The following is a 22,298-nucleotide window of genomic DNA, read 5'->3' as shown; positions in this document are numbered from 1 at the left end:
AATATAAACACTCGTGTCGGAATAACAATAAATTGAGACTGAGGTAGAGAAGATGTCGAATTATCAAGATGTTGCAAAGGCATTTGACTTAAATCATGCTGCCAAAGAAATGCTATCAGGCTCTTTAGAGCAATTAAATGCATGTTATGAATGCTGCGACCGTCATGCGATTGATCAAAATAAGGTCGCACTATATTGGCAAGGTAAAGATGGGCGGAAAGAACAATATACCTTTGCAGAGCTGCAACAGTGGTCGAGCCAATTTGCCAATTTTTTAAAGTCACAGGGTGTGCAAAAGGGTGATCGTGTATCGGGTTTATTACCCCGTACAGTTGAATTACTTGTGGTGATTTTAGGGGCTTGGCGAATAGGTGCTGTATATCAACCGCTATTTACCGCCTTTGGCCCCAAAGCCATTGAACATCGTTTACACCTTGCACAAAGCAAATTGGTGATTAGCGATGTTGGTAATCACAGTAAATTAGATGAAGTTGCACATTGTCCCCAAATCGTTACTGTTGCAGATCTAGCGGGTCAAGGGATTCAACAGGGAGATTTAAACTTTTGGGATGAAGTAAACGCACAGTCTACAGATTGTGAAATTGTCCTACAGAGCATCAATGATCCATTTCTTCTAATGTTTACTTCAGGTACTACAGGTCCTGCAAAGCCCTTAGAAGTCCCGCTTAAAGCTTTGATCGCTTTTGGTCAATATATGAAAAATGCGGTAGGGCTACGTGAAGATGATTCGTTTTGGAATATTGCCGATCCGGGTTGGGCTTATGGTTTGTATTACGGAATTACTGGGCCACTTTTACTTGGACATGCAACACTCTTTTACGAAGGTGGTTTTAGCATTGATAGTTTGTGTCAGATCGTAGATGACTACAAGGTGACGAACCTTGCAGGCGCACCGACAGCGTATCGAATGATGATGGCGGCTGATCCTGAACAAATGGCAAAACTCAAAGGGAAATTTAGAGTCGTGAGTAGTGCTGGAGAGCCGCTTAACCCTGAAGTGTTCCGTTGGTTTAAACAAGTCCTCGATGCACCGATCTTTGACCATTATGGGCAGACTGAAGTCGGTATGGTGGTGTGTAATCATCATGGTTTACAACATGATATTCGTGCAGGTGTCGCAGGTTATGCCAGTCCGGGATATCGCGTGGCGGTTGTTGATGAACAAGGGCAAGAGCTAGCTGCAGGAACGCCAGGAGTACTGGCTGTCGATATCAGTCAATCACCGATGATGTGGTTTGGTGGCTATAAAGAAAGTCGTAAGTCACCCTTTGTAAAGCACTATTACCTCACGGGTGATACCGCAGAATTACACGCAGATGGCAGTATGAGCTTCGTTGGTCGTAATGATGATGTGATTACAACATCCGGTTATCGTATTGGGCCATTCGATGTAGAAAGCGCTTTACTTGAGCATGATGCAGTGATTGAAGCTGCGGTCATTGGTGTGCCTGATCCAGATCGGACAGAAATCGTAAAAGCTTTTGTAATTTTAGCTGAGCATGTCACAGCGTCCGAAGAATTAGCAGAGCAGCTAGGGCAATTTGTGAAAAAGCGCTTATCCGCACATGCTTATCCACGATTGGTGGAGTTTGTTCAAGAACTGCCGAAGACTCCAAGTGGAAAAATTCAGCGTTTCTTATTAAGAAATCAAGAGATTGCAAAACAATCTACGCAGCATGCAAGTTAAATGACGCAACGATTAACCCTAAATTTATGCCGAACAATCAGGATCCAAATCAAGCTTTCATTCAATTCTAGTCATTTTCAAACTGGATGAAAGCAATTGATTGATGTACAGGAAGATAAGATGCAATTTACCGAAGAACAATTATTAATTCAGGACATGGCACGCAGTTTCGCACAGGAACAAATTAAACCTCAAGCGGCTGAATGGGATAAAAACGGTACCTTTCCCAAAGCGGCTTTAGCGCAGATGGGGGAACTGGGTTTATTGGGTATGTTGGTATCAGATGAATGGGGTGGTTCAGATACAGGTAATCTTGCCTATGTTATGGCTTTAGAAGAGATTGCCGCGGCCGATGGGGCAACCTCAACCATTATGAGTGTACATAACTCGGTAGGCTGTGTTCCTATTGCTAAATTTGGCACAGAAGAACAAAAGCAGAAATATTTAGTGCCTTTAGCACAAGGCAAAATGATCGGTGCATTTGCATTAACTGAGCCACATACGGGTTCAGATGCTGCTGCCATTAAAACTCGTGCAGTAAAAGATGGCAATGAATGGGTGATTAATGGTGCTAAGCAGTTTATTACCTCTGGTCATAATGCAGGGGTCATTATTGTCTTTGCTGTGACTGACCCAAGTGCAGGGAAAAAAGGCATGAGTGCTTTTATTGTACCAAGAGAAACACCCGGTTATGAAGTGATTCGTACTGAAAAAAAGCTTGGATTACATGCCTCAGATACCTGCCAAATCGCACTCACAGACGTGCGAGTGCATGAAAGCCTAATGTTAGGAAAAGAAGGTGAAGGTTTGAAAATCGCCTTATCAAATCTAGAAGGCGGTCGTATTGGTATAGCGGCGCAAGCGGTTGGTCTTGCACGAGCAGCATTAGAAGAAGCAACCCGATATGCCAAAGAGCGTATTACCTTTGGAAAGCCGATCTTTGAACATCAGGCAGTTGCGTTCCGATTGGCAAGTATGGCAACAGAAATAGAAGCCGCACGCCAATTGGTCTATCACGCGGCACGTTTAAAAGAAGCAGGACAACCTTGTTTAAATGAAGCGTCTATGGCTAAACTTTTTTCATCTGAAATGGCAGAACGTGTTTGCTCCGCAGCATTACAAGTCTTTGGAGGTTATGGTTATCTCAAAGATTTCCCGATAGAACGTATTTATCGTGATGCACGTATTTGCCAAATCTATGAAGGTACGAGTGATATTCAACGTTTAGTAATTGCCCGTAGCTTATAACGTCTTTAAGACATTTAAAACGACAAGGCTTCAGATATGAAGCCTACTTATAAATATTGAACATATATAGGGATCTCACATGCAATTTGAAACGATTCTGCTCGAAAAGAACAATGGTGTTGGACTCATTATTTTAAATCGTCCTCAGGCCTTAAATGCGTTGAATAGCACAATAATTAAAGACCTTAATTTGGCCTTGGATGATTTAGATCGAGATCCAACTATCGGTTGTATGGTTATTACAGGTTCAGAAAAAGCCTTTGCCGCTGGTGCAGATATTAAAGAAATGGCTGAACTGAGTTTTCCGAATATTTATTTGGATGATTTTTTTCATCTGGCAGATCGAATTGCGCAGCGCCGTAAACCTCTAATCGCAGCTGTCAGTGGTTATGCGTTAGGTGGAGGCTGTGAGTTAGCGCTCATGTGTGACTTTATTTACTGTGCCGATAATGCAAAATTCGGTTTACCAGAAGTGACTTTGGGAGTAATCCCAGGGATAGGTGGGACACAGCGCTTAACGCTTGCTATAGGTAAGGCTAAAGCCATGGAAATGTGTCTGACTGCGAGACAAATGGGCGCAGCAGAAGCAGAGCAGAGTGGTTTAGTTGCTCGAGTCTTTCCTAAAGAGGAGTTGGTCGAAAAGACCTTAAATGCTGCTAAAAATATAGCCGAAAAATCTGTGGTGGCAACCATGATGATCAAAGAGTCAATTAACCGTGCATTTGAAGTCAGTTTGCAAGAAGGTTTGCGTTTTGAACGCAGAACATTCCATTCGATTTTTGCAACTCAAGACCAAAAAGAAGGTATGCAAGCATTTGTTGAAAAGCGCCAAGCCAATTTTAAAAACAATTAAAAATAAAAAAGGATAATACGGATATGAGTACAAATAACTTAATGATTGAAGAACATGGACATTTAGGCCAAATCAGTTTAGATCGCGTGGCAAGTTTAAATGCCTTGTCTTTGAATATGATCCAAGGGATTCAACAGCAATTAGCACTATGGGCTGATCAAACCAATATTCATGCCGTGCTTATTCGCTCAAATAGTCCCAAAGCATTTTGTGCAGGTGGAGATATTCGCTATCTCTATGATAGTTATATGAATGGTAGAGATGATCATCAAGCTTATTTTCAAGCTGAGTATGAAATGCTGAACACCATTCGTGCGTATGAAAAACCCATTATTGTCATACTCGATGGCTATGTACTTGGCGGTGGATTTGGCTTAGCGCAAGCATGTCATGTGCTTGTCAGCAGCGAAAAATCTAGATTTGCCATGCCTGAAACTGCCATTGGATTTTTCCCAGATGTGGCTGCGACACACTTTTTATCCCGTTTAGATGATATTGGTGTGTACATGGCAACTACAGGCGATCAAATCAGTGCCAGCGATGCGTTGTATCTAGATTTGATTGACTACCATGTTCCGAGTGAGCAACTTGTTCAATTAGAAGAAGAATTAAGAAATTCCAAGCAACTAAGCAAGGAAAATATTGAACAATTGATTGCGAAATATATTACTCGACCAGCGGAAAGTGAACTTAGTCAAAATGCAGATTTAATTCGTAAGCATTTTGGTTTTGAGAGCATTGATGCCATTGAAAATAGTCTTGAAAATGAACAGCATAATGATGCTCAAGTGTGGGCGCTAAAAATACGCAATACCTTGGAACAACGATCTCCAATCGCGAAAAGGATCAGTTTGCAACTCCAACATTTAGGTCGAAGTCTTTCACTAAAGCAATGCATGCAAATTGAACGACATTTGCAAGATGTTTGGTTTCAACATGGGGATATTGTTGAAGGTGTGCGCGCATTAATTGTGGATAAAGACAAGCAGCCAAAGTGGCAACAATCTAGTCCGACTTTAGACAAAATAATGGATGAAATATCTATTTAATCAGTGATTTAAAAAACTTTAACGATTCAAACCATTGGTCAATATTCATACTTAATTTCTTATTCGATATGAACAAGTGACTCAGCGTAAATTAAACATATATAAGATCTGAAAAATATTGATTTTCAAGAAGAAAATCATCACATAAACTAGGCATCGTGAAAATGCAATATAGAAATATCTTGCAGAATAAGGAAGATAACAATGCAAAATGTACAGGGAAACACAGCTCCACCAGCTAAGTCCTCGCATCGTTTAGCGGGTATTTCCAGCATGGTGGGTACAACCATCGAATGGTATGACTTTTTTATCTATGGTGCTGCCGCAGCACTCATTTTCAATCGACTTTTTTTCCCAAATCTTGATCCGTTAACGGGCGTATTGGCAGCATTTGCTACTTATGCTGTAGGCTTTATTGGTCGTCCACTCGGTGGCATTGTTTTTGGTCATTTTGGCGATAAAATCGGTCGTAAATCAATGTTATTGGTCACATTAATGTTGATGGGTATTCCCACAGTGATGATTGGGTTGTTACCGACATTTGAAACCATTGGTTATTGGGCAACGGTTTGTTTAATTATTTTAAGATTTATACAAGGCATGGCCATGGGTGGAGAATGGGGCGGAGCAGTCCTCATGGCGGTAGAGCATGCGCCAGCGGGTAAAAAAGGCTTTTGGGGAAGTTTACCGCAAGCCAGTACAGGTGGTGGTTTATTGCTCGCTTCCGTGGCTTTAGGTCTAGTCTCAATGTTGCCTGAAGAAGCACTATTTAGCTGGGGTTGGCGTCTGCCATTTTTAGCCAGCATTATTTTACTGGCTGTAGGTTGGTATATTCGAGTGAAAGTGCCTGAGTCACCAGACTTTGAAAAAGTTAAAGCTCAAACCGAAACAATTAAAGTTCCAGCAAAACAAGTGTTTAAAAATCATCCTAAGCAGTTGATTACGATTATTTTATCTCGAGCTGCTGAAAATGCTTGGTTCTATTTAGCATCGACATTTGCTTTAGCCTATACTACCACACAGCTAAATATTCCTAGACAAGACATTTTGTTTGCAACGATTTGTGGTGCTGCGGTCATCATGGTCATTACGCCAATTTTTGGGCATTTGTCTGATAAAGTTGGGCAAAAAAACATGTTCAGATTTGGTTTATGCGTACTGGCTTTATACAGCTATCCATTTTTTGCAATGTTAAATACCAAGGATCCTGTATTGGTTTGGACGGCCATTGTGATTGGTATTGGCGTAGTTTTTCCTTTGATGTATGCGCCGCAGTCACAGTTATTTTCACGCCAATTTCCAGCAGAAATACGTTATAGCGGTATTTCAATCTCAGTTCAATTTGCAGGCGTGCTAGGTGGTGGTTTAGCTCCATTAATCGCGACGAAATTGTTGAGTATTGGTGATGGAAGCCCCAATTTAATTATTGCCTATATTTCAGGCTTTGCAGTGATTGCGATTATTGCGTCGTCATTTTTAAAGCCGGATCAAATAGAGCAAAAAACAAAAGCATTTAGCAGTAAAGAAATTAAATCTTCATAAATCAAAAATCAGGTAAACAGTAGGCTGATTTAAATATAGAAATTAATGTGAATTAGCCATAGCAATCGTTGTTATGGCTTTTTTCTTGTCTGAGGATTGTAGCAGGACAAATAATATTGTCAGTATTGCGTAGGATTTTGGCGGCACAAAATATGTTTGATGTGTAAGAGCAACAAATCAAGTTTGTTACACAGATGAAAGATTTAAGCATCAATATATTAAAAAATATTAAATATCAAAGTCTTAATTATACTATTTCGTATAATGTATATTATGTTAAATAGAATATCCAAGACTGTGGCCTACACAACGCATCCGTTGCCACAGCTCGACATCGTGAATCTGTAAAATTATCATTCACGATGCCGAGTACGCTAATGAACATAATATACGTTATGCCGAAATCAGAATCTTATCAATTGGCGAATCTGACGTTCCTGATGTTTAAATTCAAACCCTCTCATTTTTTCAACTCGCTCAGGTTATAATAATGGTCTCCCAAAATATGATTGATCTAATATGAGCACCTCCAATGACCCTTTACACGGCAAAAAACTTGCTGACATCTTGGATGAATTATTGGATTACTACGGTGGTTTTGAAGGCTTAAGCCGCAAAATTGAAATTAGATGTTTTTGCATAGATCCAAGCGTTAAATCATCACTACGATTCTTACGTACTACACCTTGGGCACGTGAAAAAGTAGAAAGCTTATATTTGTATGTCTTACGCCAAAAAGCCAAACAGAAAGCGTAACGATGAATGCCTACGCTCAAATAATCTTGTATAGCAGTTTGTGTTTTAAGATAAAATGAAACTGCTGAATCCTTCTAGCTATTCCTTGCACGCAGTATTTTCGCCTCAGATTTAAATTGATCCCTATTATGAGCAATCCTTTTTCCCAGCATCATCAAATTGGTGTAGTCACTACATTTTCTGAATTGATTCATCGTCATTTTGAAGGTCAAATGAATGCGCTTTGCTGGCAACGTAGCTTACAAGGCGACTTTAAAGAAATAGTCGAAAAACTCGAACTGATTGAAAATATAACCGAAATTCCCATAGATGATCTGAAGGAATTAAAGCTTTCAGCGCAAGGTCATTTAGCTAGAGAAATCATTTTAAATGACATGCAACAATTAACAGCATTTGGTGCATCACCCTCGCTGAATTTGCTTAAATGTTATGAACGCGATGATGAATTCGATTTCATCTCAACCGATGTTTATTCTTTTCATGTTGATCGATCACCCATCGCTACCGATACCTTTTTATGTACGTATTATGGTGCTTCTAGTGATATTGTGCCAAATGATCAAGTCACACAAAAAATCTTAATTCCTGAAATACGAGAGCAACTCAAAGCTTTGTACGATGGCCCTGACTCAGAGTTTGATGATTTTTTAGCGGAATATTTTTTTGATTTACATTATCAACTCAAAGACAATGCTGTGCCTGTAAATTTAGGCAATGGTCATCTATGGCGTTTAGCGGTGGATCATCCTACACAGCCAGTTTTACCTTGTGTGCACCGCGCACCTGTTGAAAATGCAGGTGAATATCGGCTTATGCTGATTTGCTGATTTTAAATATTAATGGATCCTGAGTCCATACGATCCATTCTGTCTAATGAATGAACCGTATGGGTTAATGCAATATCGTTTTAATCAAAATTGCTTAGTCTAGATTATTGAGATCGAGCTGTATTAAGCCAGCGGTAAAGCACTGGCAATAGCACCAAGGTCAGCAAGGTGGAAGAAAGAATACCGCCGATCACAACCGTGGCTAAAGGCCGTTGCACTTCCGCACCTGTACCTGTTGCCAAAGCCATTGGTACAAAACCTAAAGAGGCAACACAGGCAGTCATGAGTACTGGGCGTAATCGAAGTACAGCGCCCTGCCATACGGCTTCATGCAATGGATACTTGTCCCCCAGTTCTTTAATGAAGGTCAGCATGACCAGGCCATTCAGCACAGCAACACCTGAGAGTGCAATAAATCCAATCCCTGCAGACATCGAAAGCGGAATATCTCTTAACCAAAGAAACAATACACCGCCCGTTAAGGCAAAGGGTACGCCAGTAAAGACCAGCAGACTTTCTTTCACATTATGAAATACTGCCATTAATAAAATAAAGATGGTCAGTAGTGCTAAAGGAATGACAATTTGCATTCTTGCTTTGGCAGATGCAAGGTTTTCAAATTGACCGCCATATTCAATCCAATAACCGCTTGGTAATGCATATTGTTTCAGCTGAGTCTGCATATCCGCCACAAAAGAACCTAAATCACGGCCTTCAACATTGGCAGTCACTACAATACGGCGTTTACCATTTTCACGGCTGACTTGATTGATCCCATCTACATTAGACACTGTGGCAACATTTGAGAGTACAATACTGCCACCATTTGGCAACTTTAACGGTAGTTGTGAAATCGTGCTTACATTACGGTCTTGATCATTTAAACGAATAACAAAGTCAAAACGGCGATCGCCTTCTAAAATCTCCCCTACACTTTGTCCACCGACACTGGCTGCCACAGTATCCTGTATAGATTTAACGCTTAAACCATATTGCGCAGCCAAAGCCTTATCTATTTCAATATTTAATAAAGGCAAACCTGAGGTTTGTTCAACTTTTACGGCGCTACTCCCCGCAACTTGCTGCATAATTTTGGCAATTTTAGTGGCTTCTGTGTTAAGCACTTGCATATCATCGCCAAATATTTTAACGCCCACATCACTACGCACACCTGAGATCAGCTCATTAAAGCGCAGTTCAATAGGTTGGGAAAACTCACTGTTATTGCCAGGAATCGTAGCCACATAAGCCACCATACGGCCACGCAGTTCATCCACACTTTCTTTAGGGTTCGGCCATTCATTACGTGGTTTGAGCATAATATAACCATCGGAAATGTTCGGAGGCATTACATCGGTTGCCACTTCTGCTGTACCTGTACGAGCAAATACAGCCTGAATCTCTGGAAATTTTTTCAGCAGCAATTTCTCAGCGTTCTCCTGCATTTTTAATGATTCTTCTAGGCCTGTGCTTGGTGAGCGCATCAACTGAACTGCAAAATCACCCTCACTCAGCTGTGGTGCAAACTCACTGCCAATTTTGGTGCTTAAAAGCCCAGTAATGAGCAGTAAACACAGTGCAAAAGTCATCACTACAGCCTTGTAATGAAAGGCTTTATTTAAAATTTGAAGATACTGCTTTTTCAGCCAATTCATCCAACGGCTTTCTGTTTCTTTAATTTCACCTTTCACCCAAAGCGCTACAGCAGCAGGTACAAATGTAATAGACAGAATGATCGCCGCCACAAGTGCCAATACCACAGTTAATGCCATCGGATGGAACATTTTTGCTTCTACACCACTTAAAGCAAAAATTGGCAAATAAACCACTAAAATAATTAACTGACCGAATATCAGCGGACGGCGTGCCTGACGAGCAGCCAAAAAGACTTCTTTAAAGCGTTCATTTTGCGTTAATGGACGTTTCAACGTTTGCTGTACATGGGCTAAACGTCGTATACAGTTTTCAACAATCACCACTGCACCATCAACAATAATCCCGAAATCCAATGCGCCTAAGCTCATTAGGTTCGCGCTGATATTCTTTTGTGCCATACCGGTTAAGGTAAATAGCATTGAAAGTGGAATAACGCAGGCAGTAATTAAGGCGGCACGGATATTACCTAAAAAGATAAATAAAATGATAATGACTAGAATTGCACCTTCAACCAAGTTCTTTTGAACGGTTTTAATGGCTTTCTCCACCAATGTGGTACGGTCATACACTGTTTCAATTTTTACCCCTTTGGGTAAGCTGGCTTGAATGTCTTTAATTTTGGCATCTACAGCTTTCGAGACAGTTCGGCTATTTTGTCCCATGGCCATCATGGCAATACCTAAAACAGTTTCTTCCCCATTATAGGTTGCACCACCTGTTCGCAAATCATGCCCTATCGATACTTGTGCAATATCACCCACACGAATTGGACTGCCGTTTGGACTGTCAATCATGGTGTTTTCAATATCTGAAATGGTGTTTAAGGTTCCCGGCACTCGAACTGTTAACTGCTGACCATTTTCTTCAATAAAACCTGCACCACGGTTTTCATTATTTTCCGTGAGCGCTTGCTGTAATTGTTCTAATGACAGATTCAGCTGTTGCATGCGGTTTAAATCAGGTGAAACCACGTAGGTTTTATTAAAACCACCAATACTGTTGACCTCGGCAACACCTTGTACACGCTGTAATTGCGGACGCACAATCCAATCTTGAATTTCACGCAAATCCATCGCGCTATATGCCGTGCCATCTGCTTTTTTGGCATTGGGTTCAGCTTTAAGCACCCATTGATAAATTTCACCCAAACCTGTCGAAACGGGCGACATCGTCGGAGAAACCTGAGCAGGCAATGTCGACTGAACTTCCTGTACCCGCTGATTAATTTGCTGACGCGCCCAATAAATATCCGTACCGTCTTTAAAGACAATCGTAACTTGTGACAGGCCATAACGGGAAATAGAACGGGTCAACTCCAAATCTGGAATACCTGCCATCGCATTTTCAATCGGATAAGTAATCCGCTGTTCAACTTCTAACGCTGTAAAGCCATTGGCCTGCGTATAAATTTGCACTTGGGTGTTGGTAATATCAGGTACTGCATCAATCGGCAGTTTTTGATAACTGTAAATCCCGACGGCAATCCATGTGCAGACAAACAGCATCACCCAAATTGCATTTTGAATTGAAAACTGAATAATGCGTTCGAATAGACCTTCTGGCTTTGGTAAATCTGTGTTCGGGTTCTCTGAATTAGTGTTCATGGCCAGCCTCGTCTTTTTCCAGTTCAGATTTCAGTAAAAAACTGCCTTGGGAAATATACTTTTGCCCTGCTTCAAGACCTGAAAGCACTTCTAGCCATTGACCATCACTGGATGCTTGCCCAAGTTTTAGCGCTTGTGCTTTTAAATGTACTTGACCTTTTTGCTCAGATTCGACAATAAAAATACTGTCTTTTCCCTCTATGCTTTGTACGGCAGACTTTTGCACCCGTAATGCTTTTTTAGTGCCCGAATCAGCCAATAGCACATTGACCATCACATTCGGGCGAAGCTCAACAGATTGTTGTTTTAATTTGGCACGTACCACTAAGCGTCCAGTTTGCACATCTGCCTTTGACGTCAGGCTTTGTACCTCTGCGCTATAGAGCTGATCTGAGCCATTGATTTTGAAAGAGACGTTTTGACCTGCTTGCAGCTGGCCTGAATATTGATTTGGCAAATGAAATTCCAGCCACAAATCTTTTAGTTGTTCGATGGTGAACAATTGATCTGCCAATTGCACATTTTCACCTACAACAATATCTTTTTGACTGATTACACCTGCAATAGGCGCACGAATGATAAAACGTCCATTTTGACTGCCATTTACACCTAAAGCTTGCAACCGCGATTGTGCTGACTGTACGCTAATTTGAGCCTGACGATAGGCATTTTCAGCACGCTGAAAGTCTTGTTTAGCAGAAATCCCTTGAGACCACAGCTTTTGCTCACGTTGATAATCTTGACGGGCTAAATCTAGATTGGCTTCTGCCATACGTAAATTGGCTTGCTGATCAATCAATTCAGGCACTGACAGCACAGCTAAGGTTTGCCCTTTTTGTACAGTTTGACCGAGTGCTACATTGACTTGCTCGACATGACCGCTGAAGTTTGGGGAAATATGTGCCTGTTGATCTGTATTCACGGCCAATTTACCCGGCAATTGAATAATATTTTCGACCAGACCATTTTCCGCGGTTGCCATTTTAATTCCTTGTTCCACCATTTGCTGAGCGGTAAGTTGTAGTTCACCTTCTTCTGCATGTTCTGCTTCAGCATCACTATTATTAGCCTCGTTATGCTCTCCTTCATGCTCAGTTTTATCCGCATCGGATTTATTTTGACTGAACCAAATAGCAGTACACAGCATCAGCGTTAGGCCAATCAAAACTGCAATCATCAAAGGTTGTGAAATTTTTCCATCTTGTTTAATTTTCATATGCTTGACTGCCTTATTGTACTGATGCGCTGTTGATGAGATTTTGGGATGCCTCAATGGCTTTTTTATTGAGTTGGCTATAAGCATCTGAACGGCTGATTTCTTCATAACTGGTGCCGATACTTAAGGCTTCAGCACTGAGTGCGCTCTGCCAAGCCTGCGCCAAAATTTGCATTTGGCTAAGTCGAAGGTCTTGGAGTTGTTTTGTGGTTTGCTGTACGTCTGTAATAGCAAATTTACCTGCCTGAAAACCTTGCAAAGTTCGGTTTTGAACCTTTTCAGCCAAACCAATCTGATTGCCTGTGGCATCAAACTGCATACGCAGACCTTTAAGCTGGTGAATGCTATTGGCAATGTCCAAAACTTGCTGTTTTAACTCGCGCTGTTGCTGATGATTTAATAAAATTTGCTGTTTTTGCGCCATTGGAATGGCATATTGCTGGCGGTTAAAAATATTTAGCGGAATATCCACACCAAGTACCAAGACCGTATCATTGGTATCTGTTGGAGACTTGGTACGTGACATGCCCATATTTAGGGTTGGGTTTGGACGTGCCTGTACTTTTAAATGTTCAATTTGCTGATTTGCCTGCTGAACATTCAAGGCATACAATTTTTGTAGCCAACCTTCCGATAAATTACGTTCAACTAAATTTTGGCTCTGTTCAGGCCAAGGTGTAACGCTGTTATTCAGTCCGATTTGCGACGTGGTTTCCCCCCATAAATTAGAAAGCTGACGCGCCACAGTTTGCTGTTTTAAAAACGCCTGTTGGTATAGACGTTGTATTTCCAATGCTTCAATTTGAGCGCGCTCCACATCCACCAAAGCGATACTGCCTGCCTGATAACGTTTTTGCGCACTGTCCAAATTAGATTTACTGAGTTTGAGCTGTGTAGCGTAAATCGATTGCTCATTTTGAGCGATGGCTAGCTGTGACCATGCATACTTCACAATCAGCTGACTTTGCGCGTTCCAAATCTGCTGTTGCAACTGAATTTGCTGTGCTGAGGTACTCGCGAGTGCTTGATTGATTTTACGCTGACCGAATACATCCAGTGGCTGGCTGATTGCGATACTGAGCTCTTGATCTTGATTTTTACCAAAACCATTTTGTTCAATCGATAGACTTGGGTTTTGCCATAGCTTGCTTTGACGCAGATTAAAATCAGAGATTTGCTGTTGTTGTTGCCAAATATCAGTTTGGGCTTGGTAGTTTTGTACTTTGGTAAATGCAGATTCAAAACTACTGACATTTTCCGCAAAAGTACTTTGTAAGGCCGTCGAAATACCGACAGCTAAGCCTAGACGTATAAACGCCATAAAATATAAAGACATGATTTTTCCCACTCATTTATTAAAAAAAGTGGCGGGAATGTTTTAGGCTACCCCGCCATTAGCGGAGCATAAACAGGAGGAGGTGTTTGCAGTAATAAATCAGGGGCTTGATAAAGATTCTTCCAAACAAATTTTGGCGAATATTCAAAGGCCTGATGTGCAATAAAAAGAATCGATTGTTGGTTTTGTACAATCAAATGCGTCATAGACGGTAAATGGTCTTGATGATCTTCACCAAGTTGCAGATCGTTAGCGATATTTTTGACTGGTTTGCTACTAGATTCATCAGATGCTTGATGCAACGAATGCTGTGGATCGGTTTCATTGCTAACGCATAAGATATTTTGATGATGACCAAAATGATAGCTTTGAACAACTTGAGTTTGCTCTTCATGCACACAGAAAGCGGCTGCCACGTTCCAAAGGCTTTGGAACATGAACAATCCAACTAAGACTGTTATCCATGTCGCAGAACGCATATTGCATCAATCAAGAAAATTTTAACGATTATAAAGCTTGGAGTCGGTCGAAGGTCAAGTGAATCTTTGAATTTGTCTTAAAAATGGATTGCCATAGAGATATAACGTAAGGCATTCGCTTTAATCCCCTGACACGGCACATGCTAAAGACAATCCATTGGTTCATGATTACGATTTTTATCGGCGAAACCTTTATTTTTAATTCAGTTCGGAATCATTCTTCAACTTAGCTTTTCTTGTCACAACTAAGCCGCAGAGAACCACCAATGTCGTAACACCTAAAGATAATGAAGTTTCATAACTGTAGGCTGGAGATAAAAACATATAGATCAGCACACTTAAGATCACCAAAATGACTGCCCATGTCAACCATGGAAATAGCCACATTTTAAACGCAACCTCAGTTCCATTTTTTTCGATTTGTGTTCTCAATTTAAGCTGTGAAAATGCAATCACTAAATAAACCAATAAGGCAATTGAACCTGTTGTAGACAGTAAAAATCCAAATACTTGGCCTGGAAATAAATAATTGACTGCACAGCAAATTAAGCCCACTACAGACGATGCAAATACAGCAATAGCAGGTACACCAGAGGCATTAATAGATGTGACCCATTGAGGTGCTTCTTTGCGTGTCCCCAATGAAAATAGCATCCTTGATGAACTATAAAGTGCGGCATTCATACAACTTGCAACTGCAATAAATACCACACTATCAATAATCAATTTTGATTGAGGGACATTTAAACTGACCAAGACATACTGGAAGGTGCCTAATTGTTGTAATTGCGGTGAACGCCAATCAACCAATGCAACCGTTATAAAAATTGAAACCACAAAAAATAAGATGACCCGATACAACACTAAATTGGTTGCGCGTTTAATTTTTTGTTCAGGATCTTTTGATTCTGCTGCAGCGATCGATAATATTTCTACACCAAAGAATGAAAATGCTGAAATCAATATTGCTGAAAGTACACCACCCAGACCATTTGGCATAAATCCATCATTTTTAAACAGATTTTCTACACCACTCACTTCAGGTGCTAATGGCCAAAATCCAAATATTGCGGTGAGTCCAATGGCGATAAAAATTACAATAGCCAAGACTTTTATCAGAGAAAACCAAAATTCAAACTCACCAAAACTCCGAGTACTAAAAAAGTTCGCTAAACTGAGAAGCACAATAAAGAATGTCGCAAATACAGCACTTGATATTGAAGGAAACCATGCATGCAGAATTTCTGCACCAGCGATTGCTTCAATTGGAATAACTAAAACCCAAAACCACCAATATAACCATCCGATGGTAAAGCCCGCCCAAGGCCCAATGGCTTTTCTTGCATAGGTTGAAAATGAGCCGGTGTCAGGTTGAGCTACAGCCATTTCTCCCAACATTCGCATGACTAAAAAAACCAATATACTGGTAATTATATAAGCAAGAACGGCGGCAGGCCCTGCTTTTGCAATCGCAGCAGATGATCCAACAAACAGTCCAGCACCAATTACACCACCAATACTGATCATTGTAATATGCCGATTAGATAGCCCTGCACCCAGTTTTGCAGTTGAATTATGTGTGGCTAAGCTATCATCATGCATCGATTAGATTCCCTGTCTGCACGGTCAGTCGTACAAATCATTATTTCCAAGATCATTAGGAATAAAAAAGGGAAAACGCTGTGTTCTCCCTTGTTTTGTAACAATTTAATCTAGAAAATGAGTTTTTCATAGTTCTAATCAAAACTTTAAGATGCAGCTTAATGCCATTTTTTCATCTAATTTATTGTTATTACTTATATAATTTATATTTATTTAAATAACCTATTTGACCATTTTCTAGATGCAAAATATGGGCTTTTAAATAATCTAACTCATCACCATGATGCGTGACATATATCATCGGCAGCGCCGACTGTTCTTTCACCGTGTTTAAAAATGGCAATATTTGATCTTTCAGCCTGCGGTCCAGTCCTGTCAGCGGTTCATCTAACAGCAGTAAGTCAGGCTGTGACAGCAATGCGCGTCCTATGGAAACGCGCTGCGCCTCGCCTCCGGAAAGTTCATGCGCCCGCCGTTTCAGCAGTGGCTTCAACTCAAGCAGATCCGCTACTTGCTGAAACTGAAATTGCGCATTTTCCTGAGCGCTTAACTTCTCTGCATATTGCAGATTTTGCTGCACATTCATATGCGGGAAAAGCCATGCTTTTTGAAAAATCAGCGCAATACGGCGTTTATGCATCGGCACGTTAATCTTCTGCGCCGCATCGAACACTTCACGCGTATTCAGCGAAATATAACCTTGCTGCGGTTGCAGCAGACCAACCAAATTTTTCAACAGCGTAGATTTCCCACTACCTGATGGCCCCATAATGCCAAGCAGCTGTTCTTGCATCTGCAGCCGAGCCTGCAATTGAAAACCTGCATATTGAAACTGAAAATCACACTGAAGCATGGCTTGTTCCGAGTTTTCGCTGATAGCGCTGTAAAATATAATAATTAGCAATCAATGCGCCAAAAGCCGCCAGCAATGAAAGGATCACTAAACGCATTGCGGCCTCTTCACCATTTGGCTGCTGTATCAGCGAATAAATGGCGATAGGAATGGTTCGGGTTTCATCTGGAATATTGCCGACAAAGGTAATGGTTGCGCCAAACTCACCTAGACTTCGGCTAAAGCCTAAAATGCTGCCAATTAAAATCCCTGGTAAAGCCAGCGGCAGGCTGATTGAGACAAATACCCGTAAAGGATGTGCGCCTAGTGAGCCTGCAACCTGCTCAAGCTGTTGATTGATCATTTGAAAAGACAAACGGATCGGCTGCACAATCAGCGGAAATGACACAATCATCGATGCTAAAACGGCGCCTTTCCAATTAAAAACCAGCTGAATTCCCCATTCAATTAGCATCTTGCCGATCCAGCCATTTGAACCAAACAGCACCAATAGCAAATATCCTAGAACCACCGGCGGCAGCACCATTGGCATTTGTAAAAGTGCTTCGACCAAAAATTTTAAATGAAACTCATAGCGCGCCAAAACCCATGCCAGCCCTATAGCAAATGGTAAGCAAAATACAGTGGCGCAAATGGCAACCTTAGCCGACAGATACAAGGCGCTCCACTCTTCAGGGCTTAGCATGCTTTAGCCCTTCACACCAAAGCCATAATTCTTAAACAGCATTTTGCTTTGCGCATGGTCTTTAAGATAACGGTAAAACTTCACGGCCTCAGGTTTAGCTGCGCCTTGCTGTGTTAAAGCCAATGGGTAAATGATGGGTTGATGGGTATGGTTTGGAAAAATCCCGGCTATTTTAACTTTAGAACTGATCATCGCATCGGTACGATAAACAATCCCCGCTTGGCACTCACCTCGTTCGACAAAAGCCAAAGCCGATCGTACATCATCTGTCCCGACAATCCTTCCATTCAAACTTGATAGCCAGCCCAACTTGGTCAGGCTTTGTTTGGCATATTTTCCAGCAGGTACAGACTCCATTTGCCCTGTACATAAGTGACCTTTGAATGCCTTGGCAAAATTAAACTGCGGCACGGCTTTAAATTGCATATTCACCGCTTTAGGCGTAATCAGCACCAAATCATTAGACAGCACAGAGTGTACATGTTTAGCTGATACTTTTTGCTTTTGCACCAAGTAATTCATCCAATCCTGATCCGCCGAAAAGAATAGGTCACTTGGTGCACCCGCTTCAATCTGTTTGGCTAAAGCAGATGACGCGCCAAATACCGGTACAATTTTGATGTCTGGATTCTGTGCCTGATATTGCTTTGCAATATCGCTGATAGCATTGCTTAAACTGGCTGCAGCATAAATTTTGACTGTTTCCGCCTGAGATGCGCCAGCAATGAAGCTCAGTCCTACTGCTAAAATAAATTTGAATCGCATAGCAAACTCCTAATGCTGAATAAATACGCCTTGAAGAATTTGTCCTGCTTGCACAGACTGCCCTGCAGGAATCCGAACAATGCAATTGGCTTGCATTAAATTGCTCAACATATGCGACTGCTGTTTAGACAGGCTGGTTAGTTGAAGCTTGCCTTGCTTATCAAAGTGCGCCGACATTCTTAAAAACCGCTCACGTGCATCTGCTTTTAGGTCATGTGTCATGACTGCGCTGAACCAGTCCAGCGCAGGTGTTTGACCTTGTAGGGCTTTCAATAATCTATCTGTATAAATTTGCATGCCGACATAGACTGCAGCGGGGTTGCCCGGCAGTCCGAGTAAATAACAGGAACTGCTGTCAGGACGTCGATATTGTGCAAACAGCATCGGTTTGCCGGGTTTTTGTTTCACTTTCCAGAAAATTTGCTGAAAACCGATGTCCAAGGCTGCCGGCCGAACAAAATCATAATCACCGACAGATACGCCGCCAGTCGTTAAAATTAAATCAAAGCTATCTTTTAAACGGTTGAATAAATCTAAAACCGCCTGTTTTTCATCTGCAATATGAATCACTTCAACTTGGACGTGCTGCGACTGAAACCATACTAAAATCAGCGGCGCATTGGCATCAAATATTTTACCAGCACGGTAATCTTCTATATTTTGCGCAACTTCATCACCTGTAATCACGACCGCAATTTTCGGATAGGCAAAAACTTCGCAGTGTGAAATACCAGCCATACTGAGCGCTGCAATTGATCCAACCGTCAGCTTTTGACCACGCGCTGCTAAACATTGTCCAAATGAAATTTCCTCACCTGCATCTCGAATATCTGCATGCGGGCTTAAGGCTGCAGTCAGTTCAATCTGCTGTCTATCCGCCTTTACAATTTCTTGCCGCGCTACAGTTGCCGTGCCTTCAGGTATCGGCGCGCCGGTAAATATGCGGACAGCTTGCCCTGCTTTTAAGCTTATTTCAGCCGTTTGCCCTGCGCGGATTTCTCCAATCAGCTTAAATTGCGCGCCGGGTTTAATTTCACCCGCTGCGCAAATGGCATAGCCATCCACTGCGCTTTGCGCAAATAAAGGCAGCTGAATTGGTGAATGCACATCTGCCGCCAAATAACGGCCTAAAGCGTGCTGAAGCGCCAAAGTTTCATGCGCTAAAATTTGCGTATGTGTCTGAATCAGCGTAAGCGCTTCGTCCACTGAAATCAGTCCAGCCTCGGCCCCGCAGCCTGCGTGCAATACGGCTTGGTTCATTGGTAGCCTCCTGCATGCGGAATATTCTTCTGCACATCAAATAGATGCACCAAGGCAGGTAAAATGGCAATCAATGATTCTTTTGCGCCTTGTCTGCTGCCCGGCAGTGTAATGACTAAACTGTCATCAATATAGCCGGCAACACCGCGGCTGAGGGCCGCATAAGGGGTGCGTTTCTGCCCAAAACTGCGGGATGCTTCCATCAGCCCTGGAATTTCCCGTTTTAACAGCGGCTGAATGGTTTCAACGGTTAAATCTTTCTGGCCTAGACCTGTACCGCCCACGGTCAAAATCAGCGGATATTGCGTCTTATGCTGTTCAATAAGAGCCAAAAGCTGTTCAGGACTGTCCGGTATCACTTGATAGCTGATGTTGCTGAAGTTTGCTTCTTCTAAAATTTCGAGGACATTTTGCCCTGCAGTATCTGATTTTTTACCGGCAGCAACCGTATCTGAAAGCACAATAATCGACGCCGATAAGCTTTCTTTCAATACACGGGTAAAATGTGATTTACCGCCTTTTTTCTTTTGCAGTTTCACCTGATCTAGGCATAAATCTTCAGGCTCACAGTGCGGTTTCAGCATGTCATACAGCGTTAAACCGGCAAGACTGACCGCAGTTAATGCTTCCATTTCCACACCCGTTGGGCCAATGGTTTCGACCACAGCACTGATTTCGACATGCGCCTCAAATAATTCATATTCGACATCTGCACGGTAGATCGGCAGCGGATGACACAGCGGAATGAGTTCATCCGTGCGTTTTGCGCCCAATATACCTGCAATCCGTGCGGTTTTCAGCGCATCGCCTTTTTCTGTATTGCCATTACGCAGCAGTTCAATGCAATGTGGCGGCGCATGCAGAATTCCAGTTGCAATGGCTGTACGGTAACTTTCCGCTTTCATGCCCACATTTTTCATTGCTTAGTCCTTATCTTATTCATTTGCGTCTGCAGTATTAAATTTGGAGTTTTATAGGTGCCATTGGTAAATATTGGCGTTCAAATGCATGGTCTGATGGCTGTTTTGATGTGCATGTTCACATGACTCGCCATGAATATGAGCATGCTGCGCTGCATGAATTGTCGCCTTGGGCACATGATCTTTACGAATACAGCAGCCCTCTACATATTGGCTGCTGCCGTCCATATAAAACTCTTCTTTCCAGACCGGAACTTCATGCTTAACCCGCTCAACCGCTTCTTCGCAGGCAGCAAAAGCCTCACGTCGGTGCGGCGCATAGGCCATTGCGATAATGGCCATATCACCGACCTGCAGCGCGCCAATACGGTGTACAACACGGACATAAGACACGCCGTATTTGGCTTGAATTTCCTGCTCAATTTGACGGATCATTTTTTCAGCCACAGGCGCATAAGCGGTATATTTCAAAGCTTTTACAGATTTGCCTTCATGGTGATTACGCACCGCGCCAATAAATACACCTATACCGCCACATTCAGGAAATGCCTCAATGCTGTCAAAATCAGCTTGGCTGAATACCGTATCTTGTATGCGTGAAATATGCTTGAGCTCCATATTCAGCCTCCCGCTACAGGTGACAGCAGCACAACGGTGCTGTCCTGCACCAATGCGGTTTGTCTTGGTACAATATCTTCCCCAATGGCACAGGCGCAGCGTTCAAGCATGCTGAATGACTCCGGAAATTGATCTGTAACTTGCTGTAAAACCTCTGCAATTGATTGCTGTGCCAAGCAAGTCAGACTTAAATTCGCTGGCAGCAGGCGTTCAATAGCGCCAAAAGATTCTATTTTGATGGTGATCTGACTCATCATTAGCCTCCAATCATATGCATGCTGATTTTTCTAGATGGACTGGATTGAGCTGTTATGGCATGAAAGCCTTGCTCCTTCTGCCAAATATAACTGCCTAATTTTTGCTGCAAAGCCATTGCATCGAGCGGCATTAACTCTGTTGTTTTACTGCTTTTCAGCTGCTGAATTTCATGACTGAGATTTAAACCTTTTCGGGCAAACAGGCAGTTAAAAAACTCGCCTTGCGCATTCAGTCTTAGACGGTCGCAGCTGCCGCAAAAAGAATTGCTGATGGTTGAAATAATACCTATAGGCAAGCCGTTGATTAAGTAAGATCTGGCTGGTGACGCACCTTGACCGTGCAATGTTTGCACGTCAAAAACAGTCTTGAGTTTATCCAGTATGTCTTGTTCGGTAACGACCGCAGCTTTAGACCAGTTTTGATCACCATCCAGCGGCATAAACTCGATAAACCGCAGTTCGAAACCTTGTTGCAGCGCCCATTTTGTTAATGCAATGATTTGCTGTTCATTTAGACCTTTCATTAAAACGGTATTGATTTTTATTTCAAAGCCCGCTTGCTGAGCCGCTTCAATACCTTTTAATACAGGCTGTAATTGTTTTTGTGTCAGCTGGAAAAATTGCGCTTCATCCAAACTGTCCAAGCTGATATTTATGCCATCTAGGCCAGCTTGTTTTAGGGCCTGTGCATATTGCTTCAGATAATGTCCATTGGTGGTCATGGAAATACGTTTAAGGCCTAGCTTTCTCAGCTGCTGCAGCTGTTCAATAAAATGCACAACGCCTTGACGCATAAGAGGTTCACCGCCGGTGATCCGGATTTGATCAATCCCGCGCAGCACCATAAACTCACAAAAATTGTAAAGTGATTCAAAACTAAGAAGATTATGTTTTTTCATCCATTCAGGATGTTCAGGCATACAATAGACACATTTAAAATTACAGCGGTCTGTCACTGAAATGCGCAATTTGCGTTTTTCACGGCCAAACTGATCCTTAAAAATGGTCGCTGGCTGTAATTGTGTCATGCTGTTCATGTTTATCTTCCATGGTGCTGTCATTTG

The 22,298-nt window shown here is 42.0% G+C and carries 20 protein-coding genes; 7 read left to right on the top strand and 13 right to left on the bottom strand.

All coding sequences use genetic code 11. The annotated features are described in order from the left end of the window. Positions 1-52 precede the first annotated feature (52 nt). The 7 genes from FTU75_RS07915 to FTU75_RS07885 all read left to right on the top strand — a co-directional run bounded on the left by FTU75_RS07915 (position 53) and on the right by FTU75_RS07885 (position 7,983). Entirely contained in the window at positions 53-1,708 is a 1,656-nt protein-coding gene (locus FTU75_RS07915) for an AMP-binding protein (protein WP_180115639.1), read from the top strand. Between the two features lie 120 nt (positions 1,709-1,828). Continuing rightward, on the top strand, positions 1,829-2,956 hold the full coding sequence (locus FTU75_RS07910) for an acyl-CoA dehydrogenase family protein (protein WP_180115638.1): 1,128 nt from the start codon (positions 1,829-1,831) through the stop codon (positions 2,954-2,956). 79 nt (positions 2,957-3,035) lie between these two features. Then, a complete protein-coding gene (locus FTU75_RS07905) occupies positions 3,036-3,809 on the top strand; it encodes an enoyl-CoA hydratase (RefSeq protein ID WP_180115637.1) in 774 nt (257 codons plus the stop codon). 23 nt (positions 3,810-3,832) lie between these two features. Beyond that, positions 3,833-4,858, top strand: coding sequence for an enoyl-CoA hydratase/isomerase family protein (locus FTU75_RS07900; RefSeq protein ID WP_180115636.1), 1,026 nt, complete (start codon positions 3,833-3,835; stop codon positions 4,856-4,858). Between the two features lie 204 nt (positions 4,859-5,062). Further along, on the top strand, positions 5,063-6,400 hold the full coding sequence (locus tag FTU75_RS07895; RefSeq protein ID WP_180008152.1) for an MFS transporter: 1,338 nt from the start codon (positions 5,063-5,065) through the stop codon (positions 6,398-6,400). Between the two features lie 519 nt (positions 6,401-6,919). Then, positions 6,920-7,156 carry a VF530 family DNA-binding protein gene (locus FTU75_RS07890; protein WP_078193741.1) on the top strand — a complete coding sequence of 79 codons (237 nt, stop codon included), beginning with the start codon at positions 6,920-6,922 and terminating at the stop codon, positions 7,154-7,156. A 128-nt stretch (positions 7,157-7,284) separates the two neighbouring features. Beyond that, on the top strand, positions 7,285-7,983 hold the full coding sequence (locus tag FTU75_RS07885; RefSeq protein WP_180115635.1) for a DUF1826 domain-containing protein: 699 nt from the start codon (positions 7,285-7,287) through the stop codon (positions 7,981-7,983). 104 nt (positions 7,984-8,087) lie between these two features. Here the strand turns inward: FTU75_RS07885 and FTU75_RS07880 are convergent, their stop codons facing one another. The 13 genes from FTU75_RS07880 to moaA form a co-directional block, all read right to left on the bottom strand. Then, positions 8,088-11,243, bottom strand: a complete 3,156-nt coding sequence (locus FTU75_RS07880; protein WP_180115634.1) for an efflux RND transporter permease subunit — start codon at positions 11,241-11,243, stop codon at positions 8,088-8,090. Continuing rightward, positions 11,233-12,459: an efflux RND transporter periplasmic adaptor subunit gene (locus FTU75_RS07875; RefSeq protein ID WP_180115633.1), complete on the bottom strand. Its 1,227-nt coding sequence runs from the start codon at positions 12,457-12,459 to the stop codon at positions 11,233-11,235. Before FTU75_RS07875 ends, FTU75_RS07880 begins: the two co-directional genes overlap by 11 nt. Before the next feature lie 13 nt (positions 12,460-12,472). Beyond that, positions 12,473-13,795, bottom strand: a complete 1,323-nt coding sequence (locus tag FTU75_RS07870) for a TolC family protein (protein WP_180115632.1) — start codon at positions 13,793-13,795, stop codon at positions 12,473-12,475. A gap of 47 nt (positions 13,796-13,842) precedes the next feature. Continuing rightward, on the bottom strand, positions 13,843-14,274 hold the full coding sequence (locus FTU75_RS07865) for a cation efflux protein, CzcI-like (RefSeq protein WP_218948337.1): 432 nt from the start codon (positions 14,272-14,274) through the stop codon (positions 13,843-13,845). Between the two features lie 198 nt (positions 14,275-14,472). Then, positions 14,473-15,876 carry an amino acid permease gene (locus FTU75_RS07860; protein WP_180115631.1) on the bottom strand — a complete coding sequence of 468 codons (1,404 nt, stop codon included), beginning with the start codon at positions 15,874-15,876 and terminating at the stop codon, positions 14,473-14,475. Between the two features lie 190 nt (positions 15,877-16,066). After that, complete coding sequence (locus FTU75_RS07855; RefSeq protein WP_180115814.1) at positions 16,067-16,729, bottom strand: ATP-binding cassette domain-containing protein; 663 nt, start codon at positions 16,727-16,729, stop codon at positions 16,067-16,069. Next, the gene (gene modB, locus FTU75_RS07850; RefSeq protein ID WP_180115630.1) at positions 16,716-17,414 is read right to left on the bottom strand and encodes a molybdate ABC transporter permease subunit; all 699 of its coding nucleotides are present in this window, start codon (positions 17,412-17,414) and stop codon (positions 16,716-16,718) included. Before modB ends, FTU75_RS07855 begins: the two co-directional genes overlap by 14 nt. A gap of 3 nt (positions 17,415-17,417) precedes the next feature. Next, positions 17,418-18,179 carry a molybdate ABC transporter substrate-binding protein gene (gene modA, locus FTU75_RS07845; RefSeq protein ID WP_180115629.1) on the bottom strand — a complete coding sequence of 254 codons (762 nt, stop codon included), beginning with the start codon at positions 18,177-18,179 and terminating at the stop codon, positions 17,418-17,420. A 9-nt stretch (positions 18,180-18,188) separates the two neighbouring features. Beyond that, positions 18,189-19,439, bottom strand: a complete 1,251-nt coding sequence (locus tag FTU75_RS07840; protein WP_180115628.1) for a molybdopterin molybdotransferase MoeA — start codon at positions 19,437-19,439, stop codon at positions 18,189-18,191. Beyond that, entirely contained in the window at positions 19,436-20,359 is a 924-nt protein-coding gene (gene moaCB, locus FTU75_RS07835) for a bifunctional molybdenum cofactor biosynthesis protein MoaC/MoaB (RefSeq protein ID WP_180023676.1), read from the bottom strand. Before moaCB ends, FTU75_RS07840 begins: the two co-directional genes overlap by 4 nt. 51 nt (positions 20,360-20,410) lie before the next feature. Next, the gene (locus FTU75_RS07830) at positions 20,411-20,977 is read right to left on the bottom strand and encodes a molybdenum cofactor biosynthesis protein MoaE (RefSeq protein ID WP_180115627.1); all 567 of its coding nucleotides are present in this window, start codon (positions 20,975-20,977) and stop codon (positions 20,411-20,413) included. A 2-nt stretch (positions 20,978-20,979) separates the two neighbouring features. Next, positions 20,980-21,231, bottom strand: coding sequence for a MoaD/ThiS family protein (locus FTU75_RS07825; protein WP_180021849.1), 252 nt, complete (start codon positions 21,229-21,231; stop codon positions 20,980-20,982). Between the two features lie 2 nt (positions 21,232-21,233). Then, entirely contained in the window at positions 21,234-22,271 is a 1,038-nt protein-coding gene (gene moaA, locus FTU75_RS07820; protein ID WP_168377475.1) for a GTP 3',8-cyclase MoaA, read from the bottom strand. Positions 22,272-22,298: the final 27 nt, after the last annotated feature.

Origin of the sequence: Acinetobacter sp. YH12140 (genome assembly GCF_013418475.1) — a bacterium.
Classification (GTDB): domain Bacteria; phylum Pseudomonadota; class Gammaproteobacteria; order Pseudomonadales; family Moraxellaceae; genus Acinetobacter; species Acinetobacter amyesii.
This window is presented reverse-complemented; position numbering and strand designations above follow the sequence as displayed.